This window comes from Vibrio sp. R15-SG3-ISO1B (genome assembly GCF_059833835.1).
In genome coordinates, this window is the sequence record NZ_JCBDGG010000024.1 from 1 (window position 1) to 23,902 (window position 23,902).

The 23,902-nt window shown below is 48.5% G+C and carries 17 protein-coding genes and 1 pseudogene; 7 read left to right on the forward strand and 11 right to left on the reverse strand.

Annotated features, from left to right (window positions below):
• The 10 genes and pseudogenes from AC6R0S_RS06435 to AC6R0S_RS06480 form a co-directional block, all read right to left on the reverse strand.
• Window positions 1-605 (reverse strand): annotated as a pseudogene (locus AC6R0S_RS06435) (GGDEF domain-containing protein); the annotation flags it as partial.
• A gap of 203 nt (window positions 606-808) precedes the next feature.
• Entirely contained in the window at window positions 809-1,048 is a 240-nt protein-coding gene (locus tag AC6R0S_RS06440) for a hypothetical protein (protein WP_487902401.1), read from the reverse strand.
• Window positions 1,049-1,183: 135 nt separating this feature from the next.
• Window positions 1,184-2,161, reverse strand: coding sequence for an isopenicillin N synthase family dioxygenase (locus AC6R0S_RS06445; RefSeq protein WP_500637480.1), 978 nt, complete (start codon window positions 2,159-2,161; stop codon window positions 1,184-1,186).
• A 193-nt stretch (window positions 2,162-2,354) separates the two neighbouring features.
• On the reverse strand, window positions 2,355-3,380 hold the full coding sequence (locus AC6R0S_RS06450) for an HD domain-containing phosphohydrolase (protein ID WP_500637481.1): 1,026 nt from the start codon (window positions 3,378-3,380) through the stop codon (window positions 2,355-2,357).
• A 14-nt stretch (window positions 3,381-3,394) separates the two neighbouring features.
• On the reverse strand, window positions 3,395-6,712 hold the full coding sequence (locus AC6R0S_RS06455; RefSeq protein ID WP_500637482.1) for an MHYT domain-containing protein: 3,318 nt from the start codon (window positions 6,710-6,712) through the stop codon (window positions 3,395-3,397).
• Between the two features lie 290 nt (window positions 6,713-7,002).
• Complete coding sequence (locus AC6R0S_RS06460) at window positions 7,003-8,751, reverse strand: sodium:solute symporter family protein (protein ID WP_500631554.1); 1,749 nt, start codon at window positions 8,749-8,751, stop codon at window positions 7,003-7,005.
• 293 nt (window positions 8,752-9,044) lie between these two features.
• Window positions 9,045-11,126 carry a DUF4962 domain-containing protein gene (locus AC6R0S_RS06465; RefSeq protein WP_500637483.1) on the reverse strand — a complete coding sequence of 694 codons (2,082 nt, stop codon included), beginning with the start codon at window positions 11,124-11,126 and terminating at the stop codon, window positions 9,045-9,047.
• A gap of 188 nt (window positions 11,127-11,314) precedes the next feature.
• Entirely contained in the window at window positions 11,315-11,938 is a 624-nt protein-coding gene (locus tag AC6R0S_RS06470) for a bifunctional 4-hydroxy-2-oxoglutarate aldolase/2-dehydro-3-deoxy-phosphogluconate aldolase (protein ID WP_500631556.1), read from the reverse strand.
• 58 nt (window positions 11,939-11,996) lie between these two features.
• Complete coding sequence (gene kdgK, locus AC6R0S_RS06475) at window positions 11,997-12,929, reverse strand: 2-dehydro-3-deoxygluconokinase (protein WP_500626827.1); 933 nt, start codon at window positions 12,927-12,929, stop codon at window positions 11,997-11,999.
• Between the two features lie 31 nt (window positions 12,930-12,960).
• On the reverse strand, window positions 12,961-13,296 hold the full coding sequence (locus tag AC6R0S_RS06480; RefSeq protein WP_334550598.1) for a cupin domain-containing protein: 336 nt from the start codon (window positions 13,294-13,296) through the stop codon (window positions 12,961-12,963).
• A gap of 311 nt (window positions 13,297-13,607) precedes the next feature.
• Here AC6R0S_RS06480 and AC6R0S_RS06485 point away from each other — a divergent pair, with 311 nt between their 5' ends.
• From AC6R0S_RS06485 to AC6R0S_RS06515, 7 genes are all read left to right on the forward strand, one after another.
• On the forward strand, window positions 13,608-15,773 hold the full coding sequence (locus AC6R0S_RS06485; protein ID WP_500637486.1) for a heparinase II/III domain-containing protein: 2,166 nt from the start codon (window positions 13,608-13,610) through the stop codon (window positions 15,771-15,773).
• Between the two features lie 22 nt (window positions 15,774-15,795).
• Entirely contained in the window at window positions 15,796-17,949 is a 2,154-nt protein-coding gene (locus AC6R0S_RS06490) for a heparinase II/III domain-containing protein (RefSeq protein WP_500637484.1), read from the forward strand.
• 338 nt (window positions 17,950-18,287) lie between these two features.
• A complete protein-coding gene (locus tag AC6R0S_RS06495) occupies window positions 18,288-18,764 on the forward strand; it encodes a hypothetical protein (protein ID WP_500628437.1) in 477 nt (158 codons plus the stop codon).
• Window positions 18,765-18,787: 23 nt separating this feature from the next.
• Entirely contained in the window at window positions 18,788-19,714 is a 927-nt protein-coding gene (locus AC6R0S_RS06500) for a tripartite tricarboxylate transporter substrate binding protein (protein WP_334550603.1), read from the forward strand.
• Window positions 19,715-19,779: 65 nt separating this feature from the next.
• Window positions 19,780-20,223 (forward strand): tripartite tricarboxylate transporter TctB family protein, encoded by a 444-nt coding sequence (locus tag AC6R0S_RS06505; RefSeq protein WP_500631558.1) that lies wholly within the window; start codon window positions 19,780-19,782, stop codon window positions 20,221-20,223.
• Between the two features lie 9 nt (window positions 20,224-20,232).
• Window positions 20,233-21,726, forward strand: coding sequence for a tripartite tricarboxylate transporter permease (locus AC6R0S_RS06510; RefSeq protein ID WP_500631559.1), 1,494 nt, complete (start codon window positions 20,233-20,235; stop codon window positions 21,724-21,726).
• 247 nt (window positions 21,727-21,973) lie between these two features.
• Complete coding sequence (locus AC6R0S_RS06515; RefSeq protein WP_500631560.1) at window positions 21,974-22,705, forward strand: BUD32 family EKC/KEOPS complex subunit; 732 nt, start codon at window positions 21,974-21,976, stop codon at window positions 22,703-22,705.
• A gap of 23 nt (window positions 22,706-22,728) precedes the next feature.
• On the opposite strand, the gene AC6R0S_RS06520 is transcribed toward AC6R0S_RS06515, so the two are convergent.
• On the reverse strand, window positions 22,729-23,902 hold a 1,174-nt coding region (locus tag AC6R0S_RS06520; protein ID WP_500637485.1), incomplete at its 5' end, for an MATE family efflux transporter.

Below are 23,902 nucleotides of genomic sequence, written 5' to 3' on the forward strand. Positions count from 1 at the left end.
AGCGTATCACTTACGCCAGTGCACATCCAAATTGCACTGGCGGCCAACAACATTCTTAACGTGCGCAAATCGTCCTCTTGTCGCTTAGCCCTTTGCCTTAGGTAAACGCGAAATAGAACGATCATACAATACATCGCCAGCAGTAATATCCACGCGCCCCAAAGCTCAAACAGAGGACCAAAAACAAGTCCGGTGTAGTAACTGGATGTCACGTAAAATTGGTTGTCCAGAAAGTATGGACTCGGAACCACAGCCATCAATGAAAACAGACCACATATCGCGTAGGCAATCTTCAATGGGGTCGGAGCCTTATAGTCAAAGAAAGCGATGTAAAAATGCAGACCGAGTACAATAGTAAACATTGAAGTCACGATGGCGACTCGGTTAAAAATATTCAGCAGAACCAGGCTGTCGCTAACGTTCAGCATAATGCCAAACGCACCAAGGAACAGTCCGCTAGCTAAAGCGGTTAAGGAAAATATTCGATAGTAATGAACATTTTCCTCGTAACGAGATTGAAGCCGGTTATACAGCATCACAAAAAAGAAGCTCAGCACTAAACTGATGCTTGATGCGATAAACATAGGCAATGAGGTAAGTAGCACGATGCCTTCCTTTTAAGACCCAGGATGTCCCTGTATGAAAACGCTAAGTCCAAACCTAGCAATCGCTACCTCTACACTCAAGAAATATTCATCTTTTCAATCACTTTTTGGCATATTTCAACGTGACGTCACATTTGAGACAGGTTTCACATTTATGCTGTACAACGTCCACCACTGCAATCGCCAAACCTCGGCTCCTAGGCTTACGCCTCCGCCAACTGAGTCAGTAGCTCATCACGGCGCAACTCTAGGATTTCATCAATAAGCTGCTCTTTCGCACGGAGACCAAAATGATCGGCGTAATTTTTCACCTTAGAAATCTCTTCAGGTTGAAGTTGATACACCTCGCGTTTGAGGCGTTGCATCGCTTCACTCTTGATACAACCTTGCTGCTGAAGCAACTTGATGATTTCCATGTCGGCTGGGTGTGGTGTTCTTGGCATAACGGTTTCTTATATTTTTCGGATTGACGTTGTTAGTCACTGCTCGTTGGCAGTGTTAAATTTTGCAGAAAGCGTAGTCTCTGATTGTTACAATTAAATTTAAACCAATAGAAAGTTAAAAATTCCAGATCAAAGTCAACGTTCTGTGCTGAGTGTCCCTTCACGTCGGTACTCATAGGTATCCGCAAAGCGTGACAAAATCCAATCCCCAGCCGTGATCAAAGGGTAGCCACCCTGCCCTTGTTTTTCAGCTAGGCAGGATTTCAGCGTCGTGACTGGGGTATCAAAATCTGGCTCGACGAAAAATGGCATGGAAAAACGCGTCTTACCGTTGCTCGGACTCGCGACTCGATGCTTAGTGGAGCGATAAATATCATTCGTCCAGCGCTGCATTAAATCGCCAATATTCACGACATAGCTTCCCTCGACGGGCGTGGCGTCTATCCATTGATTTTGCTTATTCAGCACCTGTAAGCCGCCGCTCGAATCTTGGTAGAGTAATGTGATACAGCCGTAATCCGTGTGGGCTCCCGCCCCATTTCCCACCGTGTTGGTTGAAGGTTCTTGACTTGGGTAGTGCAACATACGCAACACAGAGATAGGTAACGTAAAATATTGGGTAAAGAAATCTTCTGGCTCATTCAGTGCAATTGCCATCGCTTTCAGTAACTTAAGGCCGACATCTAACGTAAGGCTGTAATGCTGATTCATCGCCTGGGTAAAGCCTTCAATCGAGGGGTATTGGTTGGGGCCATAGAGCTTTGGACAACGCGCAACTTGCGAATGATAGGGTGAAAGGTCAAGCGCCATATCAAAGGACTCTTTGCAATCCAACTCGCCGAGTGGATCGAGTTTCTCGGCGCTCAAACGCCCCCAACCACGGTGATTCATACTGTGCTCAATCGATATCGCTTGTTTCTCCTCTTGCGGTAGGGAAAACAGAGAGCGTGCATAGTGTTCAATCTGATTAAATTGAGTTTGAGGAATACCATGTCCTACTACATAAAAAAAGCCGAGCTCTCGGCAGGCTTGATCAATCTGATCAATAACTGGGCCCCAGTCGCGGCGATCATCAGAATTGAGCGGAGAAATATCGATAATAGGAAGTGACATGAATGCTCCTTGCAGTGTGTCATTGACTCTGCAAGGAGTGAGCAAAAAGCTGACCAACAAGCCAACTTTTATTTATCCAACATTATCAATCGCTTAAACTAAAGCGAAAGAGAAACCAAATGATATTTGCCCCACAAACTGCCGAATAGGATTGTGTTTGCACCAAAGTGAGGAAACATATAGCGAGCCGACATCAATCGATGAATCGCTCTTTGATCGCCAGAATATTCGGTAACTGGTCCATAAATACGGGCACCAGTTGTGGATCAAAATGTTTTCCGGCTTGCTCTTGAATTAGGGCGACAGCATCACTGACCGGCCAAGCTTTTTTGTATGGGCGTTCACTGGTCAGGGCATCAAACACATCCGCAATTGCCGCTAGGCGTCCTTCTATCGGAATCGCTTCACCGCTTAATCCCTGAGGGTATCCGGTTCCATCCCATTTTTCATGGTGGTTAAGCGCAATACTTTGAGCGAGGGCGATAAGCGGAGAGCGCGGGTTTTCCAAGATTCGTACCCCTGCTTCCACATGCGTCTGCATCAACGAAAACTCTTCTGGTTCCAATCGACCCGGCTTGAGCAAAATACGATCTGGAATCGCGATTTTTCCAATGTCGTGCATCGATGCCGCCATGCGCAGTTCGTCTGCCGCTTCTTCATCAAAACCGATCGCAAGCGCCAGAGTTTTCACATAATGACTCATGCGCAGTACATGCATCCCGGTCTCATTGTCTCGGTATTCAGCGGCGCGGCCTAAGCGCTGAATTAAGTCAATTTGCGTCGCTTTGAGTACATCAATTTTGACCATAGATAACTGCGTTTTAACTCGAGCACGCACAATGGCAGGGACAATAGGCTTAACAATGTAATCGACTCCGCCGAGGTTAAAACCGGTCTCCTCATCAATGCTGTCACTGAGCGCGGTGACAAAAATGATCGGTATCATTGCCGTATCGGGGTTCGCTTTCAGTTGCTGACAAAGCTCAAACCCTGTCATCTCAGGCATCATCACATCAAGCAAAATAAGGTCAAACTTCTCTTGCTCGAGCAAACTTAATGCGTCTTTGGCACTGCGAGCAAAGGAGAGCCTATAATCGCTGTGCAGTACTTGTTTCATCACTTTCAAGTTCGCGGGTTCATCGTCCACGACCAATAATCTTGGCACCAAACGCATCACTGGGTTATGACGTGTGAGGGGCTCTGGCGTTAATGTTGTCATCGTCACAGCGTTCCTTATTCAGCTAGGTAGGTTAACGCCAAGTCGATATGCTCGCTGGCTTTGGAAAATTCAAACTCGTCGATCGCGTTCATGGCATCGATGATCGGCTTTTGCAGTTTGTCTGGCGCGCGACTGCGAAGGGTTTCACCAATATCCTCACGCAACTCGCCACTGTGGGTCGCCGCTCGCCACTCTGTTAATAGACGCTCAATCTCATCGACATGCAACGCGTCATCGAGCGTTATTTCTTTAACTTGGGTATCGGTTTGACTCAGTGCAATGCGACTATCGAGCTCCTGCTTGACCTTATGCCAACATAGCGACAGATCGCCAATCAATGGCAGCGCTTTCGCGTGATCTTGCTGTATAGCGGCGTGCTCTATCTGGGCAAAGAGTTGGTGCAGCGCCATTAAAGCCAAGTTGCCACACACGCCTTTGAGTGCATGGGCTTGCGAACGCACAGCCCGCCAGTCTTGGTTTTGCAGTGACTGCGCCAAGGCACTCGGAAGCCCCTCATGCTTGTCCAGCATCTTGCCAAGCTCCGCTAAGTAGAGCGCCTCATCCACCCAAAGTGTCAGCGCTTTCTGCCAATGAATCATCGCCTGATCACGGCTCTCTTTGCCAGACGGCTCTGCGGGCGACGATGGGATACTGACCTGTGATTCAACCTTTAACACGCGCGCCATTTCTGCGCTCAAACGGTTAAAATCAACCGGCTTATTGGCAAAGCCGTTCATGCCCGCTTCTTGCGCTTGGCGTTTGTCTTCGGTCAAGACACTGGCAGTCAGAGCAATAATCGCGACAGGGGGTTTGTCTTGCTCGCGTTCCCATTGACGAATCTGACGGCTGGCTTGTAGGCCATCGAGGAGCGGCATTTGTAAGTCCATCAATATCAAATCAATCTCGTGCGTTTGGTATTGCTGGACCGCTTCAACACCATCGCGCGCGACCCATACTTGATGACCCGCTCGTTCAAGAAGCAGAGAAAGCAGCGTCACGTTTTGTTCAATATCGTCACAGACTAACACTCGCTGGCTTGGCAGCTTCACTTGCGAGTGAACGTCCGCGCGCGGCAGCCGTTCACTTTTGGGCAGGGGCAGTTCGAAGTAGAAGCAGCTTCCTTTTCCGAGTTCACTGGTGGCATGAATCTCTCCACCCATTAGTTCAACCAACTGCTTGGAAATACTGGTCCCTAACCCCGTACCACCGAAACGACGGCTCATGGAAGCATCGGCTTGCGTAAAAGGATCAAAAATCGCCTCAACCCGGTCAGGCGCAATGCCGATACCGGTATCCATCACGCTAAAACGCATCACATCGCTCAGCTCAGTGGGCGCGATGTTAAGCGTGACGCTCCCCTCTTCGGTAAACTTGATGCCATTACCCACTAAATTCATCAGTACTTGGCGGATGCGGTCTTCTGCGCCGAAGACAATAGCTGGCACGCGATCATCAATATGTAGGTTGAGCTCAATGCCTTTGTTTTTCGCATTAAGCCATAACGTAGAGATGACGCCATCGACACAATCCGCAAGATGAAACACCACAGGTTCGACTTCGAGCTTGCTTTTTTCCAACTTAGCGCTGTCGAGAATATCATTGAGAAGATGAAGCAAAGAGCGAGACGCGTTGGATATGGTTTCCAGGTGACGTCTATCCTCGCTACCCATTGGTGATTCGAGCAAAATATTGGTAAAACCGATGATCGCGTTCATGGGCGTGCGGATTTCGTGACTCATATTAGCCAAGAATGCCGCTTTGGTTTCGACCGCTTCTTCGGCAATGCGTTTCGCATTTAACAGTTCAGACTCCATCTCTTTGCGATTGGTGATGTTGATCATCACACCATCAATCCACAATATGGTGCCGTCTTCATCGCGCACTACCATGCCGTTTTCAAGCACCCATACGGGTTGACCGGCTTTATCAATCAACTGATATTCGACAGCATAGGTTTGCTTGTTGCTGGGCAAGGCGGCGATCGTGTCACGCACCGATTGCTCGTCCTCTTCAACAATCAGTGAAGCTAAGCTTATGTTTCCTTCAAGGAACTCCTCCGATCGATAGCCACAGAGCTCCACGATGGCATCACTGAGGAAAATCGGACTCCATTTTGGGTCAAAACAGCGTCGAAAAGCCGCGCCGGGGATATTACGCATCAAAGAGGTTAATCGCTCTTGGCTATCACGCAGCTTGACTTCCATCGCTTTACGTTCAGAAATGTCTGCAATAAAGCCAACAAATAATGTATCACCATGCGTAAGGTGGACTTTACCTACACCAAGGCGAACTGGAAATTCATGGCCCTTTTTGTGCTGAGCATAAACTTCGCGCGGCGCACCAATGATTTTGTTCTCGCCCGTTTTGAGATAATTAGCCAAATAACCATCGTGTGCTTGCTTGTGAGGGGCTGGCATTAATTTGGAAATGTTTTGCCCAAGCAATTCATGCTCTTGCCAACCGAAAATTCGACTGGCGGCAAAGTTGACACCTTGAATGATGCCTTTCGCATCGATGGTAATCACCCCGTCCGTCGCGGTATCGAGGATTGCTTGCAATCGAGATTCGCTGGCAGTTTTCTCGGTTAATAATTGTCGGTAGCGCAGCTGTGAACTGACGTTCACCGCTAAGGTGGAAATAAGCAAAGTCGCAATGGAAACGGCGATGGCAATAAAAGACTGTTCGTGCAAATCCTGCGGGGCCATCATCATAGAATGAGGTTCGAGCATAATGAAGCGCGCCGCTTCCATGCCGGTGTAATGCATACCTGAAATGGCGCATCCCATGATCGCAGCGCTAACCAAGTTGATATGAAATGAACGCATGGTAGGGAAATGATGCTTAAGTAGGCGGCGCGCAGAGAGTGCGACGATGGCCAATCCGACCGCGACAACAATCGACAGACCAAACCAATACGGGTCATAGCGCAGCATGGCCCCCATTTCCATGGCTTCCATTCCGATATAGTGCATGGCACCAATACCCGCGCCTACCACCACACCATTGCGCAGAATAAGTCGATAAGAATCACGCTGATTGATCAACGATCGCAGTACCAAATAACTGGCTAACACCGCAGGAAGAAGCGATATCAATGTGAGTAAGGTGTCATAACTCATGTGATGAGGCATCTGAAAGGCGAGCATGCCGACAAAGTGCATACTCCAAATCCCCCCCGCCATAATGAAAGCACCAGAAATCAACGCCACCTGCTTATGTGATGGCGTAACGATGTGACGAGCGGCAGCGGCGAGTCTCAGTGCAAAGAATGACGCCATCATCGCAAGAAAGATGGAGACAACAACCAACCAAGGAACGTAGGTTCCTGTCATCAACGTATATGAGCCAACTTCTGTTATGAATAACCTATCGAGCATGAGGGAAATCACCCACTTTTTGTAATGATACTTTTATCAACTATTGGATGCATAAGGTACTATTTGTATTAATAAATGTGTAGGCATTTATAACCCTTAATTATTAGTGGAATCTCGCTGATCTAAAAACTTGACAGCTATTTCAATCACTTTTGTTTATTTTCCGATCTTTACACTCCCCCTAAAACGCAAAAAAGCCGCAGAATTCTGCGGCTTTTTGATGACCAAAAGGTCAAATTTAAGAGCTATTCGCTGACAAACTGCTGCTGTGGCGCGCGCGATGCGTTGACCAAGAGCACACCAACGGTCAGAACCATGGTGCCACACAAGATGAAGAGAAGGCGTCCAGTGAATTCATTTGGAATCAATGCCATCGCAAGAATACCTAGACCAGCAACACTGATCAGTTTGCCCAGCATGCCACGTTGCTTAGTATCGAGGTTCTGCTGTTCTTCTGAGTTAGCCACCACAGGCGTATTCCAGTTTTCGAACAGTTTTTCTACTTCCGCTTCACGCTCTGGCGAACGTCCTTTGTACACCAAGGTTGTCGCTAAGAAGAAGCCACCAGTGAACACTACGTGCGCCGCAAGGCTCAGTGCCACTTTCAAGTCCGCCCATTCACGACCAGTCAATGCTTGTTCCATACCGAACCAGTTCTCGATATGTTCTGCTTTTAGCGAGATACCAAAGTAGTAAGAGACGAAGCCACCGACCACTAGCGTTGCCCAACCAGCCCAGTCTGGCGTCTTGCGAACCCACATACCCAGTAGTACTGGGATCAACATTGGGAATCCGATCAGAGCGCCCACGTTAAGTACGATGTCAAATAGGCTTAGGTGACGAAGTGAGTTGATAAACAGACCAATGCCGATGATGACAAAGCCCATCACAATAGTGGTCACTTTACTTACCACAACCAACTCTTTCTGAGACGCATGAGGGCGCATAATTGGGCTGTAGAAGTTCATCACGAAGATACCCGCGTTACGGTTCAGACCTGAGTCCATTGAAGACATGGTCGCCGCAAACATTGCTGACATTAGTAGACCCACCATACCTGCAGGCATTACGTTTTGTACGAATGCTAGGTAAGCTGCATCGCCACCTACGCTACCGTATTGGTCAGCGAAGTCCGGCATGAACGCCGCTACGTACCAAGAAGGTAGGAACCAAATCAGTGGACCAACAATCATAAGTACACAAGCAAGACCTGCTGCTTTGCGAGCGTTGTCACTGTCTTTTGCACATAGGTAGCGGTATGCATTGATACTGTTGTTCATTACACCAAACTGCTTGATGAAGATGAATACCACCCAAAGCACAAAGATGCTCATGTAGTTTAGGTTGTTACCAACAAAGAAGTCGCCTTCGAAGTTAGACACGATGTTCGTTAGACCACCACCGTGGAAGTATGCCGCTACCGCACAGGTAATGGTTACCGCCATGATAACGAGCATCTGCATGAAGTCAGAGGCTACGACCGCCCAAGAGCCGCCTGTCACCGCCATCAGCATGAGAACCAGACCCGTCACAACGATCGTGGCTTCCATCGGGATGTTGAAGACAGCGGCTACGAAGATAGCAAGACCATTCAGCCAAATACCTGCTGAAATTAAGCTATCTGGCATACCTGCCCATGTGAAGAACTGCTCTGACGTCTTACCGAAGCGCTGACGAATGGCTTCAATTGCCGTAACAACACGAAGTTGACGGAACTTTGGCGCAAAATAGATGTAGTTCATGAAATAGCCAAACGCGTTGGCAAGGAATAGGATAACAACGACGAAACCGTCGCTGAACGCGCGTCCTGCGGCTCCTGTGAACGTCCATGCTGAAAACTGCGTCATGAAGGCGGTAGCTCCTACCATCCACCATAACATCTTACCGCCCCCTCGAAAGTAGTCGCTGGTTGAGGTGGTGAACTTACGGAACATCCACCCAATCGCGACTAAAAAGAAGAAATAGGCAAGAACAACAAGAGTATCAATGGTCATTTTTTCAGCCTTAAAATTAATAACATTAGCTTGTGACAAGCATACCCGAACATAAATCCATTTGTACTACAATATGCCTTTTGTGTGATCTAAAACAGATTTGATCGCACACTTTATTTGCAAGCGAATATTTAGTTTCATACATAAACAAGATGCAGAGCACAGATACATAGCGAAGAATGATACAAAGGTACTACTTCGAGTACTCCCGACAACGACACTCCAAAAAGTCATACAATTAAAAATAAAAAACCCAGCTTACGCTGGGTTTTTTTTACTACTTACACACTATACTAAGACAGCGAGATTTCAACAGTCTCACCATCAACGGTAAGAATCAGCGACTGCCCTTCTAGCTTATGAGAGACTTCCACTTGCTCACCGGCGTTCTTGTTTGGCACAAGAAGCGTTAGGATGTTGTGCTGTTTTGATGGTTTGAACTGCACTTCAACGTGACGGTGAATTTCAAGATCTTGGTACTCGTATGGGTCAACTTCGCCGAAGCCTTCAACGTTCTTAACAGATTCAATGTTGTCAGCAGACTCGTTGATGAAGTTCACGTCTAGGTGCGCTACTTCGCCACGGATAGTGAATGACTTGTCAGCCACTTCATTCGCGAATGTTGTGTGCATTAGCCAAGTCATGTCTTTCTCTTCAGAAAGAGCAGCCTTGTCTTGCATTACGAATACTTTACCCTTCACAAACCAGATCTTACGCTTGTAAGACTCGATTTCTGGAACGAAGTATTTGTAAGATGCTGTCGCATCACCTTCAACCATCTTGATTTCAGATTCAGTATCGAAGTCAGTGATGTTACCGCCCGCTTCAATACAGAAACGATCTTGGTGACCGTCAAAGCCGGTGTTCTTGTTCTCACCGTACTGACCTTTACCACCGAATAGAGGAAGGTTCTTAGAGAAGGTTTGACGACGCCATTTAGTGTGCATGTCTACACCGAAACCACCGTAGTAGCCAGTGATAGCAGCTAGCGTTTCACCGAATGCGTGCAGAGTGAACGCGTTTTGGTCACCGTGTGAGTGAGAGATAGAGCCAAATGGTGAACACTTGAAGACCATGTGGATGTGGTTATCACGCTCTGTCATCTTGTTGTGGAATGCCGCCCAACCTGTGATTGGGAATACTTTCAACAGTGGATCGTTTGACGGTGCTTTCTCTTCTGGTGCATCCCAAAGGATGTTGAAGCGTAGGTCGTCGTAGCCGAAGTCCCACCAACCGAAGTTGTAGAATTTCGTGTGAGCTTCAGTATCACGGCCTTTAAGCTGGTTGTAGTACCAAACGTATTCAGGCTTCTGGTTAACACCTGCGTAGTGCTTGATGTTGTAAGCCAGTTTTAGACCTGGGAAGTCACCAATTGATGACTGGTCACAGAAGCTCGCGCGCTTAGAGTGAACAGGCATACAGTATAGTGGGAAGTCACCAGTGTTTTCGTAGAATGTCTTGTTGAACATATCTACGCCACAGTAGGCTTTCAATAGGTCGAACGCTTCGCCTAGGAATGCAGTTTGCGTGTTCCAGTAGTCAGGACCTTCAGCCCAACCGCCGTCTTCACCGCCCCATGGTGGGTAGTGTACTGCGTAGTATTCCAGAGCGTATGCGATGTACTCGCCTGCTTTCGGGTGATCGTGGTAAAGCGCGATACACGTTGGGATAATAGCAGAAGAGATTGAACGTACACCGTGGCTGTTTAGAGGGTTGTTCAGTAGATCAACCGTCACGCGTAGGTGGTGCATGATTTCGTCAAGACGCTCGATTAGTGCGTCTTGAACTTGCTGACGCTCTTCATCAGTGAAGTAAGCGTGTAGCCAGTCGTAACCCCAAGCCATGGCTGCGATTACACGGAAAGCGGCTTCGTCGTTGTAACCACGAGAAGTGACGCCTTCTGGATCGTAAGTCGAGAGCTTTAGAGTCCAAGCTTTTGCTTTGGCGATGAGCTCTTCGTCTTCTTTCACGATACCAGCGATGGCAAGGTTACGTGTCGCGTTAAGCGCCATTTGGCAATCAACGTACATTTGACGCCAGTAAGGACGCCATAGAGAAGCTTTGCCTACCGTCTCTTCTGGGTAAGGTTGAGGCTCTTCAAATGGAGCCGTATCTAAAAACTTAACCGTAGAGTTGTTGTAGAAGTCGTCGAACATGCAGTGAGATTCATCTGCGCGTACCGCGGCTTTAAACGCGTCTAGGTCCGCAGATTGAACAAGAAGACGCGGACGCGCTTCGCTTAGGTTGTCAAGGAACGACAAATCAAAATCGCGCTTTTGTACTTCGATTGGGAGTAGATCGACAAGGTTACCTGCTGAAGTGTCATTTTCCAGCTTCATCTTCCTGATCGCATCAAGAGATTTTTGGTTGCTCATGTTAACTCTCTTTGTAGTGAGGGTTTGAAGGGTATGGGCAATAATATAAATCTTATTGTAGGACAATTAAACCTTAAAACGCGAAAAATGGGCTTTTTTGTCATTTCCGTGACCTAAAACAAATTGACAGCTCAGAAACGCAAAAAAGCGAGCACACGGCTCGCTTTCATCATCGATTTGGTGTCGGCTTAGTTTACGTGCGCAACCGCCGCCTTCACTAGTGCACCTAGCTCGTCCCACTTACCTTCGTCCATCAGGTTCGTTGGTACCATCCAAGTACCGCCACACGCTAGTACAGAAGGGATAGATAGGTAATCATCCACATTCTTAAGGCTAACGCCACCCGTTGGCATGAAGTTAACTGGGTAAACCGCTGTCAATGCTTTTAGCATAGGCACGCCGCCTGAAGGCTCAGCAGGGAAGAACTTCAACGTACGAAGACCCATTTCCATCGCTTGCTCAACAAGGCTTGGGTTGTTCACGCCAGGAACGATCGCCACGCCTTTGTCTAGGCAGTATTGCACGGTACGAGGGTTGAAACCTGGGCTAACGATGAAATCAACGCCCGCATCGATAGACGCGTCCACTTGCTCGTTCGTTAGAACGGTACCTGAACCGATCAGCATGTTCGGGAACTCTTTACGCATCACGCGGATCGCTTCAATGGCACATTCAGTACGTAGCGTGATCTCTGCGCAAGGCATGCCGTTTTCTACTAACGCACGACCTAAAGGAATCGCGTGCTCAACTTTGTTGATGGCGATAACAGGGATCACTTTCAGGCTTGCTAGTTTTTCGTTCAATGTTGTCATAATGTTTAGACTCTCTCGTTATAAAGCTCGCACAAAGGCGAGCTTACTATTCATTCGATTACAAAGGTAAATCTGGCATTACATCACGAGGAATGATCGCACCTTTATGCTGAATCACTTGTCCTGCCATGCAGTGGCCGTTGAATGCTGCTTCTTGTGCGTTACCGCCCGTCAGACGTTTCGCTAAGAAACCTGCGCTGAATGAATCACCTGCTGCTGTGGTGTCAACCACGTTGCTGACCGGTTTTGGCGCGACGTAGTTCGCCTCTTCACCTTCAACGACGAGGCAATCTTGCGCACCACGTTTGATGATGATCTCTTTTACGCCCGCTTCCGATGTGCGCTTGATGCACTCTTCAAGGTGTTCATCACCGTACAATGCCTGCTCATCTTCAAACGTCAACAACGCAGTGTCGGTCAGAGACAGCATCTTCGAGTACCACTCAATCGCTTCAGCTTGGTCTGCCCATAGCTTAGGACGATAGTTGTTATCGAAGAATACTTGACCGCCGCGCTCTTTGTATTGCGCTAGGAAGTTGATCAACGTCTCACGCCCCACAGGGGTCAAAATCGCGAGCGTAATACCGCTTAGGTAAACCGCGTCAAAGCCAAACAGCGCATCAATCAACGCTTTAGACTCAGGCTGCTCGAACATAAACTTCGCTGCCGCTTCGTTACGCCAGTAATGGAAGTAACGCTCGCCAGTATCATCGGTTTCGATGTAGTACATACCTGGGTTTTTACCGTGAATACGCATCACGTTTGACGTATCGATCCCCTCTTCTTGCCAAACCTGTAGCATCTCAGTACTGAACGAGTCTTCACCCAGTGCCGTAATGTAACTGGTGTTTACATCGTGACCTTTGGTCAAGCGAGAGAGGTAGAGTGCGGTGTTTAGTGTGTCACCACCGAATGATTGCTTTAGTTCACCTTCTTTCTTCTGAAGCTCAACCATACATTCGCCGATGATAGCAACATTAATCATTTTCATTGTTTACCTTAGCAATTGAACTGCCAATGAATTACTTCAGGAAGTCTTCACGTGCAGGGTTAAAGACGTCTAGCAGGATACTGCCTTCTTCGAGCGCAACCGCGCCATGAACAAAGTGTTTCGGTGCGATGTACGCATCGCCTGGCTTCAGTACTTTTTTCACGCCGTCCACTTCTGCTTCGAAACTGCCTTTCACTACGTAGCCGATTTGATCGTGAATTTCGTGAGCGTGAGGGTGACCAATCGCGCCTTTATCAAACTCAAGGTGAACCGCCATCAAGTCGTCAGTATAGCCAACAATTTTACGTTTAATCCCGCCGCCAATGTCTTCCCAAGGGTGATCGTCTAAAAGAAAAAATGGATTCATCGTTTTGCTCCTAAAATCTAGCGTAGTGCTGTTTGTTCACATCATACCTCAGTGAGATTAATTGTAATACAATACAAACCAAAAGTGTGATGCAAATCAAAAATGAAACTACGTTTCAACTATTTCACCATCAATTATCGAACAAGAAAACGTCGAGTAAATCTCTGTGTTCTGGCCCGTTAATTCAGGTCCTCAATGCGAATTCAGTGATTTCGCTCATCATTTTTCCTCTCTACCCTACCATAATAATCAATATTGTATTACTTTATGTGGCAAATAATTTCTCTGCTACACCCAAAGGTGACGAGGACATAACGATGAACGCGCTCTTATTCACGCAAGATGAACTGACACTCCTACGCCAGGAAGTGGGTCAGCCCACCTTAATGGGCAAGACCATCGACAAACACTGTCGTGAACTTGAAGCGTTTATGCGCTTACCCCTCGAAGTACCCGGTCACGGTGAAGCCGGTGGCTACGAACACAATCGCCATAAACAGAACTACACATACATGAACCTTGCTGGACGCTTGTTTCTGGTCACACAAGATGAGCGATATGCAGCGTTTGTTCGTGATTTACTCGATGGCTATGCGGATATCTATTTAACGCTTGATTATCAAGTTCAGAAGAATACCAACCCGACTGGGCGATTGTTCCACCAGATCCTTAATGAACATGGCTGGCTTCTGTTTGCCAGCATTGCCTATTCCTGTGTTTCTCACACTATGAGTGAAGCGCAAAGAACGCGCATTATTGATCGCCTCTTTATGCCGATGATTGAAATGAGTACAGAGAAGTATGCACACCGTTTTGACCATATTCATAATCATGGTGTCTGGGCAGTCGCCGCTGTCGGTGCCTGCGCCGTCGCGATTGATAAACCTGAGTACTTGGAGATGGCCGTCTATGGCCGCGATAGAAACGCAACGAGCGGATTTTTAGATCAAGTATCGCACCTCTTCTCCCCATCGGGTTATTACCTTGAAGGGCCTTACTACTCTCGTTTTACCATTCGACCGTTAGTGCTGTTTGCCGAGATCATCCACCGACACCTACCTGAGGTCGATATTTACCGCTATAAAGATGGTGTGGTCGGTAAAACCGTGCAAGCGTTGTTGGCGACCGCTTACCCTAATGGTGTGTTCCCTCCTCTGAATGACGCCTCACAAAGCATGAGCATCAACGATGCCGGCGTGCAGGTCGCCGTGAGCATCTATGGCGCGCATTATGGTTTGGACGATAACATTCTTGGTATGGCGAAAATTCAACAAGGCGTTTGGATGCATCCTTGCGGCTTGGCACTCTCTAATGCCTTTGAAGAGGTTCAGGCGCAGCGTGAGATTGGTCTACCCTACTGGCCAAGTGTTGAACTGTGTGAAGGTCCAAATGGCGATCAAGGTGCACAAGGCTTTATCCGCATGCAAGATCCAAGTGGCGATGTAACCCAACTTGTGATGAATTATGGCATGCACGGCATGGGGCATGGCCATTTCGATACCCTTGGCATCACCCTATTCAATCGCGGTCAAGAAGTGCTACGTGAGTATGGCTTTGCGCGTTGGGTCAACATTGAACCTAAGTTTGGTGGACGCTACTTAGCCGAAAACCCATCGTATGCTCGCCAAACCGTTGCTCATAATCTGGTCACCGTTGATCAAAAGTGCCAGAACCAATTCGACGTCGAACGCGCAGACACTCGCAGCGGGACGCCACACTTTTTCGATGCGACTCAAGAGACACTAAAGGGCATGAGCGCATTCGCCAACGAGCATGTGGATGGTTGCGACATGCAGCGCAGTGTCTTTTTACTCAGCCTAGACGAGCTAGAAGCGCCACTCTTGATTGACCTGTACCGCATCGACAACCAACCGGACCAAGCCAATACGCTGCACAGTTACGACTACACACACCAATATCAAGGTCAAATCATTCGTAGCAACGTGGAGTATTACACCCATCAAGAGCTGCGCCCACTGGGCGATAGCCACGGTTATCAGCACTTATGGAACGTGGCAGAAGGAGAAGTCGCAGATTGTGCATTGGTCAGTTGGCTTCAGGGCCACAGCTACTACACTTGGGTTGGCGCGAGTTCAAATCCGAGCAGCAAGCTAATCTTTACACGCACAGGGGCCAATGACCCTAGTTTCAATTTGCGCAGCGAACCCGCCTTTCTGCTTCGAAGTGAAGGCCCGTCGGCGGTGTTTGCCTCTGCGCTTGAAACGCACGGCTATTTTAATGAAGAATTTGAACAGTCGGTCAATGCTCGAGGCCAAGTGGAGTCCATCCAAGTGGTTGCCTATAGCGATGCTGGGAGCGTTGTGCAGATCCGCACCCGCCTCCATGAAATTACCTTGATGGTCAGCCACCAGCAGCACGTGGCTGAGAATACGCCGCACCAAGTGGCGGACACAGAGAATGCAAACATTTACAGCTGGAACGGTGCCTACGCGTTAGACATCACCCCAAATAACTAAGTATCGGTCAGGAGACAACATAATGAGCTATCAACCTCTATTAATGAATGTTGAGGAAGCAGCTGAACTACGTAAAGCACTTGGCACGGATAGCCTATTAGGACGCGCATTGGCGCGCGACATCAAAAAAACCGACCAATATATGACACAGGTTGGCATTGAAGTCCCTGGTCATGGTGAAGGTGGCGGTTATGAGCATAACCGTCACAAGCAGAACTATATCCACATGGATTTGGCGGGTCGTTTGTTTCTCATCACCCAAGAAGATAAGTATCGTGACTACATTGTCGATATGCTCACCGCTTACGCCAAAGTGTACCCAACGCTTGAGAGCAATGTCAGTAAAGATACCAACCCACCAGGCAAGATCTTTCACCAGACACTGAATGAAAACATGTGGATGCTCTACGCATCGTGCGCCTACTCTTGTGTCTACCAGACACTATCGGATGAGCAAAAGGCGCTGATCGAAAACGATCTCTTCAAGGAGATGATTGACTTGTTTGTTGTCACCTATGGCCATGATTTTGATATCGTTCACAACCACGGTCTTTGGGCAGTGGCTGCGGTCGGTATTTGTGGTTATGCCATTAACGATCAAGCCTCGGTTGATAAAGCACTGTATGGTCTGAAGTTGGACAAGGTCAGTGGCGGCTTCTTAGCACAGCTTGATCAACTCTTCTCGCCCGATGGCTACTACATGGAAGGCCCCTACTACCACCGCTTCTCACTGCGTCCTATTTACCTGTTCGCCGAAGCGATTGAGCGCCGTCAGCCAGAGATTGGGATCTACGAGTTCAATAACTCGGTCATTAAGACGACGTCTTACGCAGTGTTCAAAACCGCGTTCCCAGACGGCACCTTACCAGCGTGCAACGACTCGTCAAAAACCATCTCTATCAATGATGAAGGCGTGGTGATGGCGACGTCTGTTTGCTTCCATCGCTATGAACAGAACGAAACCTTACTCGCGATGGCCAACCACCAACAGGACGTATGGGTACACATCTCAGGTAAAACGCTCTCTGATGCGGTTGCGAATGCCAGCGACATCAAGCCATTCAACTGGGGGAGCTTATACATTACCGACGGCCCACAAGGTGAGAAAGGGGGTCTCGGTATTTTGCGTCACCGCGACGCGCAAGACGACGACACCATGGCGTTGATCTGGTTTGGGCAACACGGCTCTGATCACCAATACCACTCAGCACTCGATCATGGTCACTACGATGGTTTGCATCTGAGCGTATTCAATCGCGGCGTAGAGGTCCTGCACGATTACGGCTACGGTCGCTGGGTCAATGTCGAGCCTAAGTTTGGTGGACGCTACATCCCGGAGAACAAGTCGTACTGCAAACAAACGGTCGCCCACAACACCGTGACGGTGAATCAGAAAACGCAGAACAATTTCAACACTGCCCTGGCAGAGTCAAAGTTTGGTGAGAAGCACTTCTTCAACATCGACAACGCCAAACTGCAAGGCATGAGTGGTCGTATCCGTGATTACTATGAAGGCACGCAGATGCAGCGCAGCATCCTACTTGCCGAGTTACCCGAGTTTGAAAAACCGCTGGTGATTGATGTCTATCGAATCGAATCCGAGCAGGAGAACCAGTACGACCTTCCTGTGCACTACAGCGGCCAGATCATTCGTACCGACTTTGAATACAACACACACTCCACACTCAAGCCGCTTGGCGATTCTGACGGTTATCAGCACCTTTGGAACCTAGGCTCAGGTAAAGTAGAAGGCAGCGCGCTGGTCAGTTGGCTAGTGAAAAACAGCTACTACACGTTAGTCACCAGTGCGAATTCTAACAGCGAAGTGATTTTTGCTCGTCTCGGCGCCAACGATCCTGACTTCAACCTGCGCAGTGAGCCCGCATTGATTCATCGCCAAAGTGCAAAAGATCATGTCTTTGCCTCCGTCCTTGAAACACACGGCTACTTCAACGAAGAGTTTGAACAATCCGTCAATGCACGTGGTTTTGTCAGCGCGGTGACCGTGGTGGGTCACAACGAAGTCGGCACTGTGATTCGCATCAATACAACGTCAGGTAATCACTACCACTACGCCATTTGTAACCTTGATGAAGAGGCACAACATGGCGAGCACAGTGTTGAATTTAATGGTACCGCCTACACATGGCAGGGTGCCTTTGCCCAAATTGATTAGACCGTGTTCGGTTCGCTCGTTGGCCCCACCGACTGAGCGCCCCTCTCTCACATGGGCTTATTGATGTAAAAATCTAACTAAGACAAAAGCCGAGCATCCCGCTCGGCTTTTTATTTACAAGTTATCATATGACAAAAATAACCATGACTATGATGAGGATTTCATCGTGCTCGCGATCACTAAAACCTCCCTTTAACCATTTAAATATCTGAGCTGGAGCACTGTTTGGCACTCTCGATAGTGATCAAAATAACACTAGGCCAACTCCTCGTTGTTCATCATTAAAATAATACAATATCATTTGTTTGTGATTAGGACGTAACACGGAATTAATGCCCATGAAGAAGGATCACGTATCCATAGCTAAAGATGCCGTCGAACTTGTCAAACCCGCTATAGACAAGCTCTTTGAGCGAACCAATCGCCAGGAGCTACACATAGTGATCATGGACCCAAGGCTCAAACCTTGGGAGGCAAGCTTCGAAGAGGCCATTTTGTACCAAACCTCACTGGGCTCTCCAGATGAGTGGACCATCCCTTTTGACCAATTTGCCCTTAATAAAGCTAAGCAAGCATGGCGCAGCGGTCAACCTAACCTGGTCAACCAAACCCTGCACACATCATCACTGCAATCGGAGGATCTGCTGTTCTATGGCTCCTTTGTATACGGCGATGTCGTCGTCGCGTGCAGCGGCGTCGAACAATGGTACGACATGCTCATCAGCGGATGGCTAGCCGTCGCATTTGAGCAACTGTGCATGAGCGAGTACCAAAACAATAAAAGTAACAACCCTACACAAACTTACCGAAACTGAACGTGAAGAGAAGGTCTAAGACTATGAGCAAACTACTGAAATCTCTACTGGTTACCGCAGGCATTATGGCGTCAGCGAGCGCTATCGCCGCCGACTATCCGACCAAAAACATTCGACTTGTTGTTCCCTTTGGTGCGGGTGGCGGTACGGATGCCGTAGGTCGTACCTTGGCCAATTCTGCCAAAGATATTCTCGGTCAAAACATTGCCGTGATGAACCGTACTGGTGGTGCAGGCGCCGTAGGCATGAGCTTTGGTGCTCAACAACGTCCCGATGGCTACACACTGACGGTCGTTACACGCGAAATTGCGTCATTACCTCAAATGGGACTCATGCAACACGACGCGAGCGATTTTAAATTGATCCGTCTGGTCAACCTTGACCCTGCGGTTGTGTTGGTGCACAAAGACAGCCCATACAACACCATCAACGATCTGATTGCCGAAGCCAAAAAAGGCGATGGCGTCGTGAAGTTTGCCTCCACCGCAGCGCCAAACTTCTACCTAATGGCTCTAGAAAAAGACCAAGGCATCAAGTTAAATGCCATTCCTTACAACGGTGCAGCGGAAGCCATCCCGTCCGTATTGGGTAACCACACCGACGTGACTATGGTTACGCCAGGAGAAGCGATTGCGCAGCTTCGTTCAGGTCAGCTTAAAGCGCTCGGCGTGATGTCTAATGAGCGTATCTCGTACATTCCAGATGTCCCAACCCTCAAAGAACAAGGCGTTGATGTGGTAACAGGAACATGGCGTGGTATTGGCGCGCCAAAAGACACGCCAGATGAAATCATTGAGACCTTAGGTAAAGCCTTTGATGAAGCAATGGCATCTGCTGAGTTCAAACAGTTCATGGAAAAAGGTGCGATGACCATCCACAACATGAACGCCGAAGAGTTTACTCAGTTCGTCAAAGACGATACCAAAGCACTGAGCACACTCATCAACTGATCGACGTCGAGTTATTGGGAGCCTTCTCTTGAGGCTCCCATTTTTTGCTGTATCGAGGTGTCCCTATGATGAACCGTCATGTAATTTTCCCTTCTCTCATGATTGTATTGAGCGCACTGACTCTTGCAGTCATCACTCAGTTTGATCAACCGAGATTTCAAGATGCGAGCGTCAACGCACAATTCTTCCCGAGCGTAATCGCTATGATGCAAATCGTCATCTGCGTTGCGCTGATTATTCAACACAAGCTCAAAACCACTGCGTCTAGCGATGCGCCGATTTTCTCCAAAATGGCGTGGTTCGGTTTGGCCTTTCTCATTACGTATGCCGCGCTCATCAGCGTGATCGGTTACTTGTATGCCAGCTTACTCGCGTTCACCCTCTACCTGATCTGCTTTAGAGTGAAAAAGCCGGTATTTTATGCCGTGGCGTGGGTATTTGTCTTTTCTGTTTACTATCTGTTTGGCGAGGTGTTTTACATTGCTTTGCCCGACGGCTACTTCTATTAAGGAGGGCGTATGTTAGAACATCTGTTTAACGGCCTCTTGACGGCTTTTAGCCCAGCAGTATTGCCAGTGCTGATTTTCGGCGTTGTCGGCGGTATTGTACTTGGCGCCCTACCAGGATTGACCGCGACGATGGGGGTCGCCATTTTACTGCCTTTCACCTTCGGCATGGAGTCCACTCCGGCACTGGTGATGCTTATCGGCGTCTACATTGGAGGCATTTACGGCGGCTCTATCGCGGCGATTTTACTTAAGACGCCCGGTACACCCGCTTCCGCAGCGACGGTGTTGGATGGGCATACACTTGCGGCGAAAGGCCAGGCCGCCCGTGCACTCAGTATCTCAGCTGTCGCGTCCTTTATTGGTGGATTGATCAGTACCGTAGTCTTGATAGCCATCGCGCCCCTATTGGCCAATTTCGCCCTACGCTTCAACGCGCCGGAATATTTCGCCCTCGCCCTGTTTGGATTAACCATCATCGCCAGTGTCTCGGCACAAAATATTCTTAAAGGCTTGTTAGCTGGCACCATTGGCTTACTGGTCTCTACGATAGGCTTAGACCCTATCAGCAGCGTACCCAGATTCACTTTTGGCGTGATGGATTTATACAGTGGCGTGAACGTCATTCCGGTTCTGATTGGTCTGTTTGCTCTGTCTGAGGCCATCAATCAAATTGAGAAACTCCTGCATGAGAAACGTGCCTCAATCGCCAAATTCGACCACACATTGCTCAGCCGATCTGATTTAAAAGAGATGATGCCCACCGCGGTGAAAAGCGGCGTACTTGGCACGTCCATCGGTTCTGTGCCCGGTGCGGGTGCAGACATTTCGGCCTTCGTTTGTTACAACGAAGCCAAACGGGTCTCGAAAAATCCTGATGAATTTGGCAAAGGCTCAGTGAAAGGTCTCGCCGCCGCAGAGGCTGGAAACAACGGTGTTACCGGCGGTGCATTAGTCCCCCTATTGACGCTTGGTGTACCCGGCGATGCGGTCGCCGCCGTGCTACTCGGTGCCTTGATTGTGCAAGGTCTCACGCCGGGTCCATTGCTCTTTGCGCAAAATCCAGATGTCGTTTACGGTGTGTTTAGCTCGATGTTGGTCGCCAATGTAGTGATGGTCATCGTCGGCTTAGTTGGCATTCGTTTTTTCTGTCGCATCATCGAAGTGCCGAAGCTTTTAATGATACCCATCATCATTTTCTTATCGATCGTCGGTGCCTATGCCATCAATAACTCGATGTTCGATGTCGGTATTGCGATTGCATTTGGCCTACTTGGATTTGTATTGGGTAAGCTTGATATTCCATCCTCACCGATCTTACTCGCCATCATTCTTGGCCCTATGGCCGAAACGAACTTACGAAAAGCTCTACTGATGTACGATAACTCCTGGTCATTCCTCTATGAACGTCCAATCGCCCTTGGCTTTGTCTTATTGGCCATCTTCTCTGTCTACTCAACAATGAAGATGAAAAAGAAAGCCAAACTCGAATCCGCGCACCAGTAAGCTTTTCCCTTCCCCAGACTCCCAAGCCTGCTTGGGAGTCATCACACCACAGTTTGTTACATTATGCCAAGTTGGAATAGCCGTTATTCGTCATCAACAACGCCGGATTTTGCTATACTCACCGCGCAACGCTCCAGACCAATTAAATCACTGATTTAATTAACTTATTACATAAACTAGATCAATACTTCTCCTCTATTTGCGTTGCTAGTTGATAAGATTTCTGCGCGTTCAAATAGGTACGGTTATGGGTTTTAAACATCGAGAAACGTTTATTTATCAGTTGGAAAGACACGATAAGCGCTACTGGATGAAATTCTGTGGTGAGAACAAACGTAATCCAATTAACCGCCTATTCAATCGTCTGATGACGCTGTCAGGAAAAAGCCAAAATTGGCAGTTACACAGTGGCTTCGACACCAAAACGCGCTTTTTGCTTGAACAGAGTCACTTGATTGAGGCGGCAAAACGGTCACTCCCGGTTCCTCGCGTCGTGATGCAAGGTCGCGGGTTGTTTGTTACCGAGTGTGCCGGCCAGCCTTTGACCGAGGCACATGCTGTCTCACCCAAACAGCGCTTAACCAAAGCGATGCGCGGGCTGATTGCGTTTCACCAACAAGACATGATTCATGGCCGTCCGGCGATGCGGGATATTTTAATCAATGACGCTGGACAGGTGACCTACATTGATTTCGAAGAGTCGCGCTTCTCTGCCTGCCAGACACTGCGCACGCGCGATGTGCTCTTGCTTTTACTCGACTCCTATCGTTTACAGCGAGTCAGTCAAGCCACACGTTTGGCGCTCCTTACTGAGTGGCAACAGCAAGTGGGACAAGGCAGTACGCACAACCTAGCCGTTGTCGCACGCTTTCTCACCTACAATCGCTGGATGGCCAAGTTAGTGCTGACGTTTAAATCGAACCGATTGTCACGCCAGCTTTTACTACTTGAGCGCCTGTTGAGCCGCGCACTTCGTTAGTGCACTCATCATCTAGAAGCGCTCTAGTCATACATCAATTGCTTGGCTTTTTCTGCATCAAACTCATCCAAAGAACGTCTGGCTAAGCGTCTAAACGGCCACGCTTTGACGATTTCTTCAAGTGGCATCACAGCAAACGCCCAGAAAATACTGCCTTCTAGCCACAGTACGATGCCAGCGCACAGCGGCAGCGCAATCACCCATTGCCCCGTAAAGTTGATCTTAAAAACCTCAGTGGTTTTACCCAAAGCACGCAAAACCTGCCCATGCACGGTGTTATAGCCCCGCACAATCGGAAGGAATATATACAAAGGTGCAATCACCGCCAGTGCAAGGTAGGTGTCGGGGTCCAAATTGGAATACAAATGGGGCAACAGAAAGCTTAATCCTAAAAAGGCCAAGCAAGACAATGCCGAGATGGTCACCGCGACATCAATACTGACATCGACGTTCTTGCGTAAGTCATCCAGCTGCTTAGAACCAATCGCTTGGCTAATGGTAATGGCCGATGAGACGGCCCACGCCGTGATGAACTGATTACCCGCCTTAACCCAAGGCATAATAATGGTGATCGCCACGTAGGAATAAAGCGGCAACTGCGAAAAAGTCAGCATGTACAGTGTTGCGCCCGTCATCAGCATAGTGACATTAGCCGCCACGGGAAAGATCTCTTTAAAGTGGTTGATAGCGTTGCGCCGCAATGACGCATCCAAGGTGCGCAGCGAGAGACGCACATGACTGCGCTGTAAGCAAAGGACGAGAAACAGCAGCCGAACAGTAATCGCCACCAAGCTTCCGATTGCCGCCCCTTGTACCCCAACGCCTTGCCATGACCCCATACCGTGAATCATCGCGTATGAAACCGCGACATTAATGGGCGCTTCAAGTAAGTACCCTTTAAACGGCAACTTGGTTTTCCCCAGTGCGTTAAAGAGGGCAATCATCACCTGCGTCGCCGCGTTGATGACCACAATGTACTTCGCCACCGATAAGTAACGCGCGGTTTCTTGCTTTAAAAGGTCATCATTGGTCAGCGCACTAATAAGCGCACTGTCTGCGAGCGTCAACAAGGCTAAAAACAGCACAGCAATACAGCCATTAATCAAAATCGCCGCCCAGAAGCCCTTATTCAGCGCACTCTCTTGACCAGAGCCAAACGCGCGACTGAGCACCAATTGCGAGCCATTGGCAAGAGAG